The 15,914-nt window shown below is 55.1% G+C and carries 13 protein-coding genes; 7 read left to right on the top strand and 6 right to left on the bottom strand.

Annotated elements, in window-relative coordinates; translation table 11 throughout:
- Positions 1–7 precede the first annotated feature (7 nt).
- The 5 genes from GO013_RS11820 to GO013_RS11800 form a co-directional block, all read right to left on the bottom strand.
- Positions 8–913, bottom strand: coding sequence for a DMT family transporter (locus tag GO013_RS11820; RefSeq protein ID WP_343219567.1), 906 nt, complete (start codon positions 911–913; stop codon positions 8–10).
- Positions 903–1,112 (bottom strand): cation transporter, encoded by a 210-nt coding sequence (locus tag GO013_RS11815; RefSeq protein WP_163811357.1) that lies wholly within the window; start codon positions 1,110–1,112, stop codon positions 903–905. Before GO013_RS11815 ends, GO013_RS11820 begins: the two co-directional genes overlap by 11 nt.
- Before the next feature lie 319 nt (positions 1,113–1,431).
- On the bottom strand, positions 1,432–3,915 hold the full coding sequence (locus GO013_RS11810; protein ID WP_163811355.1) for a heavy metal translocating P-type ATPase: 2,484 nt from the start codon (positions 3,913–3,915) through the stop codon (positions 1,432–1,434).
- A gap of 78 nt (positions 3,916–3,993) precedes the next feature.
- Entirely contained in the window at positions 3,994–6,195 is a 2,202-nt protein-coding gene (gene recQ, locus GO013_RS11805) for a DNA helicase RecQ (RefSeq protein ID WP_163811353.1), read from the bottom strand.
- Positions 6,196–6,240: 45 nt separating this feature from the next.
- Entirely contained in the window at positions 6,241–6,657 is a 417-nt protein-coding gene (locus GO013_RS11800) for a hypothetical protein (RefSeq protein WP_163811351.1), read from the bottom strand.
- Positions 6,658–6,955: 298 nt separating this feature from the next.
- Between GO013_RS11800 and GO013_RS11795 the strand changes: the two genes are divergently transcribed.
- Together GO013_RS11795 and gltA are read left to right on the top strand one after the other, a co-directional pair.
- The gene (locus tag GO013_RS11795) at positions 6,956–7,807 is read left to right on the top strand and encodes a sulfide/dihydroorotate dehydrogenase-like FAD/NAD-binding protein (RefSeq protein WP_163811349.1); all 852 of its coding nucleotides are present in this window, start codon (positions 6,956–6,958) and stop codon (positions 7,805–7,807) included.
- Positions 7,794–9,209, top strand: coding sequence for an NADPH-dependent glutamate synthase (gene gltA, locus GO013_RS11790; RefSeq protein WP_163811347.1), 1,416 nt, complete (start codon positions 7,794–7,796; stop codon positions 9,207–9,209). Before GO013_RS11795 ends, gltA begins: the two co-directional genes overlap by 14 nt.
- Positions 9,210–9,324: 115 nt before the next feature.
- On the opposite strand, the gene dapF is transcribed toward gltA, so the two are convergent.
- Positions 9,325–10,176 carry a diaminopimelate epimerase gene (dapF, locus tag GO013_RS11785; RefSeq protein WP_163811345.1) on the bottom strand — a complete coding sequence of 284 codons (852 nt, stop codon included), beginning with the start codon at positions 10,174–10,176 and terminating at the stop codon, positions 9,325–9,327.
- Between the two features lie 230 nt (positions 10,177–10,406).
- Here dapF and GO013_RS11780 point away from each other — a divergent pair, with 230 nt between their 5' ends.
- The 5 genes from GO013_RS11780 (at position 10,407) to argS (ending at position 15,910) form a co-directional block, all read left to right on the top strand.
- Positions 10,407–10,661, top strand: coding sequence for a hypothetical protein (locus tag GO013_RS11780; protein ID WP_163811342.1), 255 nt, complete (start codon positions 10,407–10,409; stop codon positions 10,659–10,661).
- Positions 10,662–10,740: 79 nt separating this feature from the next.
- Positions 10,741–11,493 carry a ribonuclease Z gene (locus tag GO013_RS11775; protein WP_163811341.1) on the top strand — a complete coding sequence of 251 codons (753 nt, stop codon included), beginning with the start codon at positions 10,741–10,743 and terminating at the stop codon, positions 11,491–11,493.
- Positions 11,494–11,618: 125 nt separating this feature from the next.
- Complete coding sequence (locus tag GO013_RS11770) at positions 11,619–12,953, top strand: tetratricopeptide repeat protein (protein WP_163811339.1); 1,335 nt, start codon at positions 11,619–11,621, stop codon at positions 12,951–12,953.
- Positions 12,954–13,123: 170 nt separating this feature from the next.
- Entirely contained in the window at positions 13,124–14,158 is a 1,035-nt protein-coding gene (locus GO013_RS11765) for a DUF2157 domain-containing protein (protein ID WP_163811337.1), read from the top strand.
- Between the two features lie 108 nt (positions 14,159–14,266).
- Positions 14,267–15,910, top strand: a complete 1,644-nt coding sequence (argS, locus tag GO013_RS11760; RefSeq protein ID WP_163811335.1) for an arginine--tRNA ligase — start codon at positions 14,267–14,269, stop codon at positions 15,908–15,910.
- Positions 15,911–15,914 lie beyond the last annotated feature (4 nt).

Below are 15,914 nucleotides of genomic sequence, written 5' to 3'. Positions count from 1 at the left end.
GCTTTGGTTAGAGTTTTTGTGGATTGAAGCGAGGGTGTGTCGCCAGCAGAATACCACTGACGATCAGCAGAAAACCGACACCCTGCGCCCATGACGTGGATTCATTCAGGATAAAGTACGCTTCGACCGCGCAGAAGGCGGGAAGTGTATAGTAGATGAATGAAGCCGTGGTCGGGCCGATGGTGGCCATGGCCTTTGTCCAGAGAACGTAGGCGATCAGGGATGCTCCGATACCGATATACAGGACAGACCCGATGATTGTCGGGGTGCAGCTGAATTGCGGGCTGATGGATTGCTCGATGAACGCGCCGAAGATCAGCGGGATCAGACCAATGATAAATGTGGTTTCGAGATACGCGTAAGGATTGATGGTTTTGGGCTTTTTCTGGAGGAGGATGGAATAGACTGCCCAGAGAAAACCCGCTCCCAACATCCAGAGATCGCCTTCATGGAAGGACAGGTCCTGGAGAACCTGGAGTTGGCCTCGGGTGACCAGCAGAACGATTCCGGAAATGGACACCAGCAGTCCCATGGCCCGGAATCGGGTGATCGCTTCCCCGAAATAGATGCGTGAGAGAATGACCACGAAAACGGGTGTGGTGGTGGCGATGAGTGAAAGGTTCAACGCTTCGGTGGTGTGGCCCGCCTTGTAGATGAATGAGTTGAAAATGGTCACGCCGAACATGGCCGAGATGAACAGGTGCTTCCAGTGCGTGCGGAGCAGCGCGCGTTCACGCCACATGATGTGCGCCGTGAATGGCAGGAGGACAATCGAGGCTGTTGCCCAGCGCAGTGTCGCGAGTGTGAGTGGAGGGAGGACGTCGCCGAGACCGCGTGCGATGATGAAGTTGCCGGACCAGACCAGTGTGGCGAGCAGGGCACAGATCGAGCCGAGAGTTTTATTAGATGTCACGATATGCAACCACTTCGAATCCTATTTTGGTGATGGCTTCCTTCACCGCTTCTGGGGAGAGTGAAGGATTTTCCGAAAAGGTCACTGCGCCGGAAAGTAGATCAACGGTGACGTTTTTGGTTCCCAGGGCTTCCAGAGCCTGGGTAACGGATGCGACACAATGTTGGCAGCTCATGCCTGTGACGGTGATGGTGGGCATGGGGTTCTCCTTGGTTGAGAAAAAGGTTCGAACACGCTGGGAGTCGTTGAAAAAAACGGCTTCGAAGACGGTCTGACGGCCTGTTTCTGTGGATATATGACCAGCACTTTGAAGCTGATCATGGTGTCTGTCTGATTGTGTGTGTTTTTTTGCTGTTAGGCAAGAAAATCAATATCCCGATCCCGATTTTTGTACCGGAGCGATGCAAAAATTCTGTTTGATATGGTGTCGCGTTGTCGGAGGATTGAAAAAATGTGTGGTTCGAAACAGGTGAGTCTGTTCCGAACCACACGAGAGAAAACCATGAGAACGTGTTTTCTTATCCTTTGAAAAAGCGCAGTCGCAAGGCGTTTGAGACCACGGTGACCGAACTGATGGCCATGGCCGTGCCCGCAATCATGGGATTCAGGGTCGGGCCGTCAAAGATGTGCAGCACACCTGCGGCCACGGGGATACCGATGACGTTGAAGGCGAATGCCCAGAATAGGTTTTCCTTGATATTTGTCATGGTGGCCTTTGACAATTTGAGTGCGGTGAGCAGGCCGTGCAGATTCGATTTCATGAGCACCACGTCGCCGGATTCCACGGCCACGTCAATGCCGGAACCCATGGCGATGCCAATGTCTGCCTGGGCCAGAGCCGGGGCGTCGTTGATACCGTCACCCACCATGGCGACTTTGTGTCCTTCTTTTTGGAGTCGAACGACCTCTTCGGCCTTGCGGTCGGGCATGACGCCGGCGATCACGGTTTCGATACCAGCCTGGTCCGCCACAACACGGGCGTTGGCTTCGTTGTCGCCAGTCAGCATGACCGGGGTCAATCCTTCGGCCTTGAGTCGGGCGACAACGTCCGGGGTTTCGTCACGCATTTCATCGGCAATGGCGAACAGGGCATTCAATTTGTTTTCCGAGGCAAAGTAGACCACGGTTGCGCCCTGTTGTTCATAATGGCCGACGGCCTCTCGCGCTATACCGTCTTCCCCGAAACCAAGCCCGTGCTCTTCCATGAAGGCCCAGTTACCTATGAGGATTTCTCTATAGTCAATGGTTGCCTTGATCCCTCGGCCTGGAATGGCTTCAAAGGAATTGGGTGCCGGGAATTCGAGTTTCTTGTCTTTGGCATAGCGGACAATGGCCTGTGCCAGAGGGTGCTCGGACTGACTTTCGGCTGCGGCCGCCAGATAGATGGCCTCGGTCTGTGCCATGGTGCCGCGAACCATGGTGATGGCACTGAGTTCGGGCCGACCATGAGTCAGGGTGCCGGTCTTGTCAAAAATCACGGTATCCAGTGTGCCAGCTTCCTGCAATGCCTGGCCGGACTTGATGAGCACACCGAGCTGTGCGCCGCGTCCGGTGCCGACCATGATGGAGACCGGCGTGGCCAGTCCCATGGCGCAGGGGCAGGCAATGACCATGACGGCCACGAAGATGCGCAGACTGAACGGGAAGCTCGCGTTGCCGATAAAGTACCAGGACAGTCCGGCCACCAAAGCGATGAGCATCACCGTGGGGACGAAATAGAAACTGATGGTGTCGGCCAGATTGGCGATGGGGGCCTTGGACCCTTGCGCTTCCTGAACGAGCTTGATGATGCGGGACAGGACGGTGTCTTCTCCCACGCGGGTGACCTTCATGGTCAATGCGCCGTGGGTGTTGAGTGTCCCTCCGGCCACGGTGTCGCCGATGTCTTTGCCCACGGGCATGGGTTCGCCGGTGAGCATGGATTCATCGACCGAGGACCGACCGTTCACGATTTCGCCATCCACTGGAATACGTTCTCCGGGTTTGATGAGCAGCAGGTCTCCGGCTTCTACTTCGTCAACCGGAATGGACGACTGTTCGCCATCGGTCAGCAGGGTGGCGGTATCCGGCGTCAACTGCATGAGTGCGCGGATGGCGTCCGAGGTCTTGAGTCTGGACCGGGCCTCGAAATATTTGCCAGTGGAAATCATGGCGATCAGTACGGCGGCGGATTCATAATACAAATCCATGGCATGGACATGAGGATCACCAATGGACGCGACGATGGCGAAGGTATTCCAGAGGGAATACAGAAAGGCCGCGCCGGTTCCCATGGCAACGAGAGAATCCATGGTCGGGCCGCCGCGCAACAGGGCGGGAACCCCCTGAAGGTAGAAATTCCGACCGGACCAGATCACGGGCAGTGTCAGCAGCAACTGCACAAGCGCGAAATTGGCCGGGGCGTGTGTTGGATCAAGAAATGTGGGCAACGGCATTCCCCACATGTGTCCCATGGACAGAATTAGCAGGGGCAGGGCGAACAGGAACGCGGGAATCAGGGCCTTTTTTTGCGTGGCGAGTCGCTGTTCGGCCTTTTTGCGTCGGGATTCGAATAGCCCAACCGTGTCCGATTGGACGTCCGAGGTGAATCCAGCATCCGTGATGGCTTGTCGGATATCCCGGCGGGAAATGGCAGACGGGTCAAAGGCAAATTTTCCGGTCTCGGCAGCGAGGTTGACTGCGGAACTTTCCACGCCTGATAGGGCTCCGACTGTCCGTTCGATGCGTCCGGCGCAGGCCGCGCAATGCATTCCGGCGAGAGCGAGGTTCAGGGTTTCCAATCCGTTTTCCACGGGGAATATGGCTTCAAAGCCGAGTTCCTTGACGCGTGCCGTAATGGCCTCGGCCGAGATCGTTTCGGGCTCATACGTCAGATTGAGTGTCTCTGCGGCCAGGTTCACGCTGGCCGATGCAACGCCGTCCATACCGCTGACCGTGCGTTCGATACGGCCAGAACATGCCGCGCAATGCATTCCGTTGATTTGTACCAGAACTTTCTTCATCGTTGATAATCCTTCTCAATGGTTGGTGCACATACTGCGCACAGAAGGCACATTTTGCAAGCGAGAATTCAATTTTGTTTACAAGGACGATCTGACAAGTCTGAGAAGGTCGAATGGATAGCGTGCGTCCAAGGCTTCGAAGGTCGGAGTCAATGAGCTGATTCCTTGTTTTTCAAAGGCCTTGAGCGTGAGTGTGATGGTTTCTATCTCATCCTCGGGCAGTTTGATAACCGTTCGATATTCGATTTTATCAAATTCTACAGCCTGTGTCAGGTGTCGCCAGATTGACGACGGCTTGAGACCGCGTTCTTCGGCGACCAGATCGATGTCCTGAAGTTTCAGAAACAGGTCGAGTGATGTCTGTGCCGTGTTGGAAAAGGTGCTTTTTTGCGCCTGTTTCTTGTCACGGCGATCAATCCGTTCCTCCGGGATGGCCGCGACATTCGCCGGTCGTCCGTGTTCGGATTCATGGGCGGTCAATGCGGTCAGGAAGCGATCACCGAACCGATCGAGTTTGACCTGACCAACACCGGACATGAGGCCCAACTCGTCGAGGTCCTGTGGACGGTACTGGACGAATTCCAGCAGCGTCTTGTCCGGAAAAATGGCGTAGGGAGGCACGCCTTGTTCTTCGGCGACGAGAAGTCGTAGATCCCGGAGCGTGTCAAACAGGGTTTCGCTTTCCCATGAGGTGAGGACCTCGCTGGCCACGACCGCCCGTTTTTTCTTTTTGGACTTGCGGGGCAGGACCGGGTCGGTGCGGAACCGGACGGTTTGCTGACCTTTGAGCACGGGCCAGGAGTGGGCGTTTAGTGTCAGGGCATTGAATCGGTCGAGGTCCACGGACACCAGCCCACTGGCCAGGAGTTGGCGATACACGGATTTCCATTGGTCCTGAGTGAGTTCCGTGCCGATGCCGAAGGTGGACACGCGATGGTGCCCGAACCGGGTGATGCGGTCGGTTTCCTTGCCCACAAGGACCTGTGCGAGATAATTGACGCCGAATCGTTGTTCGGTGCGAAAGATGTTGGACAGTGCCTTTTGCGCGGCTTCGGTGCCGTCCCATGTCTCGACCGGATTGAGACAGTTGTCGCAGTTGCCGCAGGGGTCGATGTGTTCGCCGAAATAGGCGAGCAGGGCCTGACGGCGGCAGGTCGCAGTCTCCAGAAAGGCAAACAGCGAGTTGAGTTTGGCGTGTTCGATGCGTTTTCTGGTGTTGTCCGCCTCTCCCGAGTCGATCATGGATCGCAGGACAGCCACATCCTGCATTCCGAAGCACATCCACGCGGATGCGGGTAGGCCGTCGCGTCCGGCGCGTCCAGTTTCCTGATGATAGGCTTCAAGGGACTTGGGTGGTTCCAGATGACAGACGAATCGCACGTTCGGTTTGTCCACACCCATGCCGAAGGCGACCGTGGCGACCATGATGACGCCCTCTTCCCGCATGAAGCGGTTCTGATTGGCGGCGCGGTCCTGGGCGGACATGCCCGCGTGATACGGCAGGGCGGTGTATCCGTTCTTTTGGAGAAATTCGGCTGTCTTATCGACTTTTTTTCGGCTGAGTCGATAGACGATACCCGCGTCGTTCGGATGGTTATCCTCGATGAACCGTTTGAGCATGGCCGTGGCGTTCTTTTTGGGAACCACGGTATACCTGATGTTGGGGCGGTCGAATCCGGTGGCAAAGACCTCGGCCTGTTCCAGTTGCAGGTTGCGGACGATATCCGCCTGCGTCGGTGTGTCTGCCGTGGCGGTCAGGGCCAGTCGGGGCACCTGTGGAAACCGCTCTTTGAGTACGGAAAGCTGGGTGTATTCTGGCCGGAAGTCATGACCCCACTGAGAGACGCAATGCGCTTCGTCAATGGCGAACAGGCAGGGATTGCACCGGGAGAGAAAATCGAGAAAATTTGGTCTGCACAGCCGTTCCGGGGCCACGTACAACAGGTCCAACTGACCGTTGAGTGCCATCTGTTCAATGTCGTAGGCCGTGTTCGGGTCCAATGATGAATTGAGACAGGCCGCGCGGACGCCCATCTGGGTCAGGCCTTGGACCTGGTCCTGCATCAGGGCGATGAGTGGGGAAACGCAGATGCCGATACCATCCAGCAACATGGCCGGGATTTGGTAGCACAGCGATTTGCCGCCGCCTGTGGGCATGAGGACCAGCGAATCGCCGCCACGCATGGTGTTGTCGATGATCGGTTCCTGGAGTCCGATGAAATCGGTGAAACCGAAGACGGACGAAAGCAGCTCGCGGGGGGACGGGGTCGGAGAATTCATGATGGGAGAACCTATGCCAAAGCGAGGCTCAAGGCAATGGGAACCCTAGACCACACTCGCCAGCATGGCCCCGGGAGACGGCATGGTTGGCGCGGCGTTTCGGGCATAGGCCGACAAAGCGGTCCTGATGCGGGTGTGCGAGATGGAGGAGGTGGGTGCGGCGTCGGTATTTTGATTGCGATAGGACGCCCCGTCCATTCCGACAGAGGCGCGGAGTGTCTCGACTTCGGCCTCGGCATTGAAGGCCCGGGCTGTCAGGGTGTCTGGTGACGGCGTGTGAGAAAAAGAGGGGTCGAGTGTGGTTTTCTGCTGTTGAAAGTCCAGGCCGAACTTGCCCAGCCGAAAACCGAAAGACGTGGTCTTTGTCGTCGCCTGTGGCGGTTCCTGCTTGCGGACAGGCTGCTTTTCAGCAAGAGCCGATGTCCGTCGATACAGTGCTGTTGCGTGGCCTTCGATGCGCACGGCCAATTGCTCCGGTGTGGTTGTCGACCTTTTTTGCGGACAAAAAAGGCCGTGACATTCTGTCGCAGCCCGGTCGTCCCTGGGGTTTTTACCCCGCTCAACCCAGAGGGACCCGTGGCTCTCCGCTTCCCATCCATGGGAAGTGGCACCTGTTCTCACCATTCAGATCCGATAGGCTACTCTTTTGGACGGTTTTTGACAACCCTGCCCCGAAGACGCTACTAGCAGAAACCTGATTGTTCCGAAGATCTTTTGGAGCGGTCGAAAAGAGTCACTTCAACACGCGAGAAAAATGGAAATGGGTTACGAAATTTTAGTCAAGGAAGCATTGATTCCTGGCCAAACCACATTGATGGTTATTGATGCTCCTCAGGTTGCGAAAAAGGCCCTGCCCGGGAATTTTGTCATGCTTCGGACGTCGGAAAACGGTGAACGTATTCCTTTGACCATTGCGGATTGTGACAAGGACAATGGAACGATCACCATCGTCTATCTAGTGGTTGGCAAAACCACTGCCGAGTTGAATACTTTTGAGCAGGGTGACCAGATTCTGGATGTGTGTGGACCGCTCGGCAATCCCACCCATATCGAGAAATCCGGCACGGTAGTCTGTGTGGGCGGTGGAACCGGTATTGCCGCCATGCACCATATTGCCAAGGGACACGCCGCCGTGGGCAATCGGGTGATCGCGATCATTGGTGCGCGGTCCAAGGATCTGCTGCTTTTTTGTTCCGAATTGTCGTCGCTTTGTCCCGAGGTCCGTATTGCCACCGATGATGGCAGTGCCGGGCACAAGGGGTTTGTCACCGAGGTATTGCAGGATATTCTCGAAACCGAAGACGAAGTGGCCGAAGTGGTCGCCGTTGGTCCGGTTCCCATGATGGAAGCGGTCTGCCGGGTGACTAAGCCGTTTGGTACCAAAACCACGGTGTCTCTCAATTCCATTATGGTAGACGGAATCGGCATGTGTGGCGCGTGTCGATGTACGGTTGGCGGCGAGACTCGGTTCGCCTGTGTGGATGGTCCCGAATTTGACGGACAGGCTGTGGATTTTGGAGAATTGAAGGCCCGATTGTGGCAGTTCAAGGAACAGGAAGGGGAGTCCATGAAACAGTTCAGCAGGGAGTGTCACTGCCATGGCGGAAAATAAGAAGAAAAAGGTCCGTGCCCGGACCCCCATGCCACACCAGGATCCGCTGGAACGGGGAAAGAATTTCAAGGAAGTCGCGCTCGGCTATTCCCGGGAACAGGCACTTGTAGAGGCGGAACGGTGTCTGCAATGCAAGAAACCGTTGTGTCAGGAAGGGTGTCCCGTCAATATCGACATCAAGGGATTTATTGCCCATCTGGTGGATGATGAGCTTGACGAAGCGTACAAGGTAATTCGTTCGACCAATTCGTTGCCCGCAGTCTGTGGGCGGGTGTGTCCGCAGGAGACCCAATGCGAAGGCAAGTGCATCCTTGGCAAAAAGTATGAGCCAGTGGCCATTGGTCGTCTTGAACGGTATGTGGCGGATACATACGCCGCAACCTCCGCGTGTGAGGCCGTGGCCGATGTGCCGACCTGTGCTTCGGAGCAGGAAGGGGTGAAGGTCGCCTGTATTGGTGCCGGACCGTCTTCGCTCACCGTGGCCGGATATCTGGCGACACGTGGTATTTCAGTGGATGTTTATGAAGCCTTGCACGAACCGGGCGGAGTGCTGGTGTACGGTATTCCGGAATTTCGGTTGCCCAAGTCCGTGGTCAGTCGGGAACTGGATGGTCTGCGAGCACTCGGCGTGACATTCCGTACCAATTGGGTGGGCGGCAAGACCGTCACGATTCAGGATTTGTTCGATGACGGGTATCAGGCCGTGTTTGTGGGAGTGGGAGCCGGGCTGCCCCGATTCCTGAACGTGCCAGGTGAAAATCTGGTTGGCGTGTTTTCGGCCAACGAGTACCTGACTCGCGTTAATCTTGGTCATGCCTATGAATTCCCCAACTACGACACTCCGGCGTATTCAGCACGACAAGTGGTGGTGCTTGGTGCGGGCAATGTGGCCATGGATGCCGCCCGGACCGCGCTTCGCATGGGAGCCAATGAAGTGTCGATCGTGTATCGTCGTTCGGAGGAGGAAATGCCTGCCCGGCGTGAAGAGATTCAGCACGCGGTGGAAGAAGGCGTCCGGTTGCGCTGTTTGTGTGGCCCGGTGTCCTTTCATGGGGACAACCAGGGACGACTCAAGGGTATGACCGTTCAGAAAATGGCACTTGGAGAACCGGATGATTCCGGTCGGTGTTCGCCGATTTGTATTGAGGGTGCGACCGAACAGGTCCCGTGCGATATGGCGATCATTGCCGTGGGCACGCGGCCCAATCCGATTTTGCTGGACGCGACGCCGGACCTTGCCTTGAATCAGTGGGGTTATATTCAGGCCGATGCTGAAACCGGCGAAACCTCGATTCCCAATGTCTTTGCCGGTGGCGATATCGTCACTGGTGCGGCCACGGTCATTTCTGCCATGGGTGCGGGACGGCGGGCCGCGACCGAGATAGCCCGACGGCTGTTGTAGAACGAATGCCCCCATGCCGAACCCGCGTGCGGGAATTCGGCTGTCATGAAAAAGAAACGCGCCTCCAATGAATTGGGGGCGCGTTTTCTGTGTGCCGGGGTGTCTGTGGAGGTTTTTACAAGGACAACCCCAGCGGCCCGAGATACAGTTCGCCCTGGAACGTCAGTTCCGCAGCGCCCTGTAGAAAAACAGTTTCTCCGTTCAGGAAGATGGTCAGCACTTCTCCGGCCGAGGTGGTCAGGTTGGCGACATCATCCGTCAGGCCGAGGGTGTGGGCCAATACTTGCGTGGCAGCGGCACCGGTTCCGCAGGCATAGGTTTCAGCTTCGACACCCCGTTCATACGTGCGCAGCAGCAGGGTGTTTCTATCGATGACCTGCGCAAAGTTGACATTGGTTCCCGCAGGGGCAAAGGCCGCGTGGTGACGGATTTTTGCACCGAGGTCCATGATGTCGAGGGCCGCGACGTCGTCCACGAAGACCACGGCGTGGGGCACGCCTGTGTCGGTGAAGTGCGCGGTCAGTGTTTCTGTGCCCATATCCAGTAAAATGTTGGTTTTGGTGGCTCGTGGCGGTGTGAGCTGGACCTTGACGCGTCCGGCGTCCGGGCCGTCGAGCAGGACCGAAGCCGAGATGGGACCGGCATCGGTGCCAAAGGTGTGGTTGGCCGGAGCCAGTCCGATGGCGTGGGCAAGTTTGCCCGCACAGCGGGAGGCGTTGCCGCACATCTCTGCGCGGGAGCCGTCCGAGTTGTAGAAATGCCAACGGTAGTCAAGGGTCGGATCATTCGAATTTTCGAGAAAGAACAGTCCGTCCGCATACACGCCAAAGGCCCGGGCACAGATCGCTTTTGCCCATGCCCCCATGTCGGAGACGGGGACGCCCAGTTCCCGGTTGTCGAGAACAACGAAATCGTTTCCACATCCCTGCATTTTGTAGAAAGGAACGGATTGCGTGAATATAGTCATGATATGAAGCTCCATTTTTTTGCAAAAATACTGGGTGAAAACCATATGGTCCAATTCTTTTTGCATATGGATACCAATTTCTTGGCGGATCGAGTGCCCAAAAAAAAGTACAAACCGCTTGGCCTCGGATGATGAGAGAATCGGAACGATCACGAGAAATGTCAAGTGTCTTTCTTGCCATTTGTTTCGGCCACGGGTATCGCGGGGTGAGACGAATCAGGAGAGTGAATATGTCCAAGCCTTGCGTCGGATGCGGATGGTGCTGCATTCAGGACCCGTGTATGGAATCACACCGCAAATATGGATACATGCGCCGATGCCCCGACCTTTTTTGGGATGAAGAAAAAGGGCGGTACATGTGTGGTCTCATGCTTGACCCGGAAATGGGCGAGCAGGTCCGCCGGTCTCAGCACGCGGGACAGGGGTGTTATGCTCCGCTGAACTTGTGGCGTGACGACGTTCGAAACAGGGATGATGATAAATAATTCTCTGCCCCTTGCCCAAAGCTGTTTTTCAGGTAATAACCATTCGCATGTATGAACATTCAGATTCGGAGCTTTTTTCATGCGAGTGACGTTTGCCGGAGTTGGCGAGGCTTTTGATGAAACCGTGCCCAATACGTCCCTGTTGGTCCATTCCGGCGGGTCGTCGGTCCTGCTTGATTGCGGATTTACGGCTGCCTGCGCTTTTTGGGGGATGGCCGACAATCCACTCGCCCTGGATGCGGTGTATATTTCACATTTTCACGGAGACCACTATTTTGGTCTTCCAGCCTTGTTGGTTCGTTCCATTGAGGAGGGTCGGACCAAACGGTTGACCATTCTCGGGCCGTCCGGGATCGAGTCCCGCGTGACGCGATTGATGGAAATGGCGTATTCCAATGCCATGGCCCGGGCACAATTTGGTATTTTTTTTGTGGAATGTGATCCGGGACAGGACTTCAGACACGCTGGTTTTCGGTTTCGTTTTGCCATGACCAACCATGCCATGCCGTGTCAGGCCATTCGACTTGACGATCAGAAGACATCGCTTTTTTATTCGGGAGACGGCCAATCCACCGCCGATACGCTGGCGTTGGCGTCGGGGAGTGATCTGGTTGTCCATGAGTCCTATACCCTGGAGCCGGAGCATGTCGGGCATGGAAGTGTGACCGCTTCCGTCGATTTTGCACGCAAGGCCGGGGCTAAAGCCTGTGCATTGGTACATTTGCAACGCACGGTCAGGCGCGAACGAAAAGCGGTGATCCGCGCACGGGCCAACGGCGTGACGGATATGAAGGTTCTTTTACCTGAACCAGGTGATATTCATATTTTATAGACCGTTAACCACCTCTTTCTTGTTTTCAATACGATTTTTTTATGTCAATTTACCTTTTGGTTTCACCCTGTGGAGCCGGTGGTAAGGGCTTTTGTGATGCAGTTTTTTTGGTTTATGGGGAAAGTATGGCGGGAAAATACGACTCGATCGTGTATGATTTTTTTTCGAAATTGAGTGGGAGTGTTGTCCTTATCACTGAGGATCAGCTTTTCAAGAAGACACTTGCCACCACCCTTTTCAAAGTTCTTGGCACAAAAAGAAATTGTCTTTTTGCCTACGAAGGCGTGCAGCAGGGACTGAAAAAGATACAGGAACTGGAAAAACGATCGGTTGATACGATTGTTTTTATCGAACGCATTCTGGCCGGACGGCCCAGCACTGATACGATAATTACCCTCAAACGGGTTTTGCCCAATTTGAAAATAGTGGTTTTGGTTGGCGAAACCAAGCGGGAAAACATCGCGTATTTTTATGAAATCGGCGTGAATAATGTCATCTCAAAGCCCGCGTCCATCAATAATATCATCGAAAAAATGGCGTTCACCGTCCAGCCGCAGGGGAAATTGAGCGAATATATGTCCATTGGCAAGCGGTGCCTTGCCGCTGGCAAGTTCATGGATGCCATGCAGATCGCCGACAAGATTTTGCGGCTCAAACCCGAAAGCCCTGCCGGACTGATGCTCAAAGGGGACGTTTTCCTTTCGCAGGGCGACCCGAAAAAGGCCCTTGAGTGCTTTCATCGGGCGCATGACAACTCGAAGTTGTATCTGGAACCGATCAAGAAACTGGTCGGTGTCTACAAGAAATTGGACGAGGAAAAAGCGCTCGAATACATGAAAAAGCTCGATAAATTGAGTCCGCTCAATGCCGAGCGCAAGACGGATATCGGGAAGATTTACGTCCACCGCAAGAAGATGGAGCTGGCGGAAAAGTATTTCGACCAGGCGGTCGAGGCCGCAACCACTGAGGCCATGAGTCTTATCAGTTCCGTGGTCGAAAATATTTCGGAAGCGGTTCAGCAGGCGTCACCTCGGATGGCCGAAAAATATTTGCGGCAGGTTCTGGAGGCCAAGGGAAAGCGGCTGGACAGGAGTGATATTACGCTTTTCAACAAGCTTGGCATCGCGCTTCGTGGTCAGGGAAAATGGAAAGAGGCCATCGAGAATTATATCCGGGCATTGCGGATTTCACCGGATGACGAAGGGTTGTTTTACAACACGGGTATGGCCTATCTGGACGGGGGCGAGCGCACGCTGGCGGCCAAGTGTTTTGAAAATGCCCTGCAAAAGAATCCGGATTTTTATCGGGTCAGTGAGGTGGTTTCCATGAATATGGGGCTGCTTTTTTACGAACTGCGTGAATACGACAAGGCCGTGCCTCTTTTCGAGAATGCCGTTGCCTTGAATCCGACAAACATGACGGCTCAGCGCAAGCTGGCCGCGATTTCAGACAACGCATAAGACTGCCTGAACGGTCGAGCTCCATGGTTGGTTTGGTCGCCGTGCTGCGCGAGAGCCTTGTGTGATTGCGGAGCATACCATTCTCTTTGCAGAGAGAATGTCTCTGCGGTGTACACGAATGGGTGTTTGTCGTACCGTGTGCTGAATGGAGTCTGTTTCGGAGGAGACCAATGAAATTTTCACGCAAGGATCTTGATTGGGCGGCTGAGACCGGAGTGATCGCTCCCGAAGTACGTGATGCCCTGATTGCGGCGTTTCAGACCAGATACGCCGACAGCCCGTCGCTGTCCGTTGCCCATGTCCTTTCCTATCTGGGGGGACTCATTATTATCGGGGCCATGACGTTGTATGTGAGTTCGGCCTGGGAAGCCCTTGGCGGGAGCGGCCATTTGGCCGTGGCATTGATCTATGCCGGAGCCTTTGTCCTTTCCGGTCGGTGGCTGTGGACGCGCAAGGGGCAGACCATCCCCGGCGGCATCCTGATAACCGCCGCCGTCTGCATGACACCCATGGCGATATACGGGATTCAGGAAATGACAGGGTGGTGGGGCTGGAATGAGCCGGGCAGCTATTCCGATTTTTATGAATGGGTCAGGAGCGGCTGGTTTGTCATGGAGGTCGGCACTGTTCTGGCGGGACTCGTCGCGCTGAAGTGGTTCCGTTTTCCGTTTATTACACTGCCGATCGCGTTCAGTCTCTGGTTCATGTCCATGGATTTGACGTCTGTTCTGTATGGTTCTGATTTTTCATGGGAACACCGCAAGATCGTCTCTATCTGGTTCGGCCTGACAATGCTGATCGGCAGTTTTCTGGTGGATCGGCGCACGGAAAAGGATTTCGCATTTTGGGGCTACCTGTTCGGATTGTTCGCTTTTTGGGGCGGTCTGACATTCATGGACAGCGAGACGGAACTTGGACGATTTGTCTATGTCTGTCTGAATCTTGGATTGATCGGTGTCTCGATTCTTGTTCAGCGGCGTGTCTTCATCATTTTCGGTGGATTTGGGGTATGTCTGTATCTCGGCCACCTTGCCTATGACGTCTTTGAAAACGAACTGCTTTTCGCGTTTGCCCTCAGTGGCGTGGGCGTGGCCATCATTGTGCTCGGGTTGGTCTACCATCGGCACCAGCAGGCCATTGAACGAGTGGTCCTGAACATGGTGCCTGAATCGATACGACGGACCCTACCGCAGTTCAGGTCCTAGGGAATTTGTCTATTCCAGCCGGGAGTGGTCGTGTATCTCCGCTTGGATTGCGTCCTCAAACGTGCTAGTTCCAGCCTCACAAAGCCAGTTTAAGGAGAATATATACTCATGAGAGCAAAGATACATTTGGAAGAGGCACTCAAGAAAGTGCTGGAGAGTTTCGGGTGGGAATGGCCGGAAAAGACGGTTATCGAACCGCCAAAAGACAAGAAGTTCGGTGATATGTCGGCCAACGTCGCCATGATGCTTGCCAAGCAGGCCAAAAAGGCTCCACGCGCAATTGCCGAAGATATTCAGGGGGCCTTTGACAACGATTCCCTGATTGAAAAAGTCGAGATCGCCGGACCCGGCTTTCTGAATTTCACCTTTGCCCCGACGTTCTGGCAGGAAACCGTGAGTGTGGTTACCGAAGCCGGTGCCGCATACGGAACATCCACCATGGGCAACGGCACCCGGATTCAGGTCGAATATGTCTCTGCCAATCCCACCGGGCCGCTGCACATTGGCCATGGTCGAGGTGCGGCATTGGGCGATTCCCTGACACGTATTCTGGAAAAGGCCGGGTACGACGTCGAAGCGGAATATTACATCAACGACGCTGGTCGTCAGATGCTCATTTTGGGTGGTTCCATTCTGTATCGTGCGCGGAAGCTCGCCGGGCACGATGTTCCCGAACCCACGGATTTCTACAAGGGTGACTACATCATTGACATCGCCCGTGACGTCATGGCCAAGCATTCCGATCTGTTGGAGATGGATGAGGCCGAGGCAACCGAAATTTGCAAGGTCTACGGCAAGGACGTGATTCTCGAAGGAATCAAGCAGGATCTGGCCGCGTTCGGCGTGCGTCACGATGTCTGGTTTTCCGAAAAATCTTTGGTCACCGATGGCAAAGTCGATGAAACCTTTGCGGACATGACCGCGTCCGGCATGGGTTACGAGGCGGACGGCGCGTTTTGGTTCAAGTCCACCGAACTGGGCGACGACAAGGACCGTGTGCTTCGTAAATCAAACGGTGACACCACCTATTTCGCGTCTGATATCGCCTATCACGACAACAAGTTCAAACGTGGTTTCGACACCGTCGTTGATATCTGGGGTGCGGACCATCACGGCTACATTCCCCGCATGATGGCGGCCTGCGAGGCTCTTGGCAAAAAAGGTGGTCTTCACGTCATTTTGGTCAATCTGGTCAACCTGCTCAGGGATGGTCAGCCTATTGCCATGTCCACCCGGGCCGGGCAGTTCGAGACCCTCAAGGACGTTGTGGACGAAGTCGGTTCCGATGCCGCCAGATTCATGTTCCTGTCCCGCAAGTCCGACTCCAAGCTCGATTTCGATCTGGAATTGGTCAAGCAGAAGACCATGGACAATCCGGTCTATTACGTGCAGTACGCCCACGCCCGTATTTGTTCCCTGAACAAGAAGGCCGCTGACGCCGGCATTGCTTCGGCATCTCTGTCTTCAGAGTCCCTGGCTTTGCTCAACACGAAGTACGACATGGAAATTTTACAGCATCTTGATCTGTATCCGGATGCTGTCGAGGCCGCTGCCCGCACGCAAAGTCCAAATGTGATCGCAACATATTTGCAAGAGCTTGCATCAAAGCTCCACAGATACTATACCAATTGTCATGTGCTCTCTGCCGAGGCCGATGTGGCGGGAGCTCGATTGATGATACTGAATTGTGTGGCAATGGTGGTCAAGAATGGACTGGGATTACTCGGAGTGAACGCCCCGGAATCGATGTAGAATT

It is taken from the genome of Pseudodesulfovibrio sp. JC047, from assembly GCF_010468615.1.
GTDB lineage: Bacteria > Desulfobacterota > Desulfovibrionia > Desulfovibrionales > Desulfovibrionaceae > Pseudodesulfovibrio.
Note: the sequence above shows the minus strand (reverse complement) of the source record. Positions and strands in the feature narration are given on the sequence as shown.

Coding starts and splice junctions, on each gene's coding strand:
- GO013_RS11815 (WP_163811357.1), bottom strand. CDS start 1,112: ATGCCCACCATCACCGTCACAGGCATGAGCTGCCAACATTGTGTCGCA.
- GO013_RS11810 (WP_163811355.1), bottom strand. CDS start 3,915: ATGAAGAAAGTTCTGGTACAAATCAACGGAATGCATTGCGCGGCATGT.
- recQ (WP_163811353.1), bottom strand. CDS start 6,195: ATGAATTCTCCGACCCCGTCCCCCCGCGAGCTGCTTTCGTCCGTCTTC.
- GO013_RS11795 (WP_163811349.1), top strand. CDS start 6,956: ATGGGTTACGAAATTTTAGTCAAGGAAGCATTGATTCCTGGCCAAACC.
- gltA (WP_163811347.1), top strand. CDS start 7,794: ATGGCGGAAAATAAGAAGAAAAAGGTCCGTGCCCGGACCCCCATGCCA.
- dapF (WP_163811345.1), bottom strand. CDS start 10,176: ATGACTATATTCACGCAATCCGTTCCTTTCTACAAAATGCAGGGATGT.
- GO013_RS11780 (WP_163811342.1), top strand. CDS start 10,407: ATGTCCAAGCCTTGCGTCGGATGCGGATGGTGCTGCATTCAGGACCCG.
- GO013_RS11775 (WP_163811341.1), top strand. CDS start 10,741: ATGCGAGTGACGTTTGCCGGAGTTGGCGAGGCTTTTGATGAAACCGTG.
- GO013_RS11770 (WP_163811339.1), top strand. CDS start 11,619: ATGGCGGGAAAATACGACTCGATCGTGTATGATTTTTTTTCGAAATTG.
- GO013_RS11765 (WP_163811337.1), top strand. CDS start 13,124: ATGAAATTTTCACGCAAGGATCTTGATTGGGCGGCTGAGACCGGAGTG.
- argS (WP_163811335.1), top strand. CDS start 14,267: ATGAGAGCAAAGATACATTTGGAAGAGGCACTCAAGAAAGTGCTGGAG.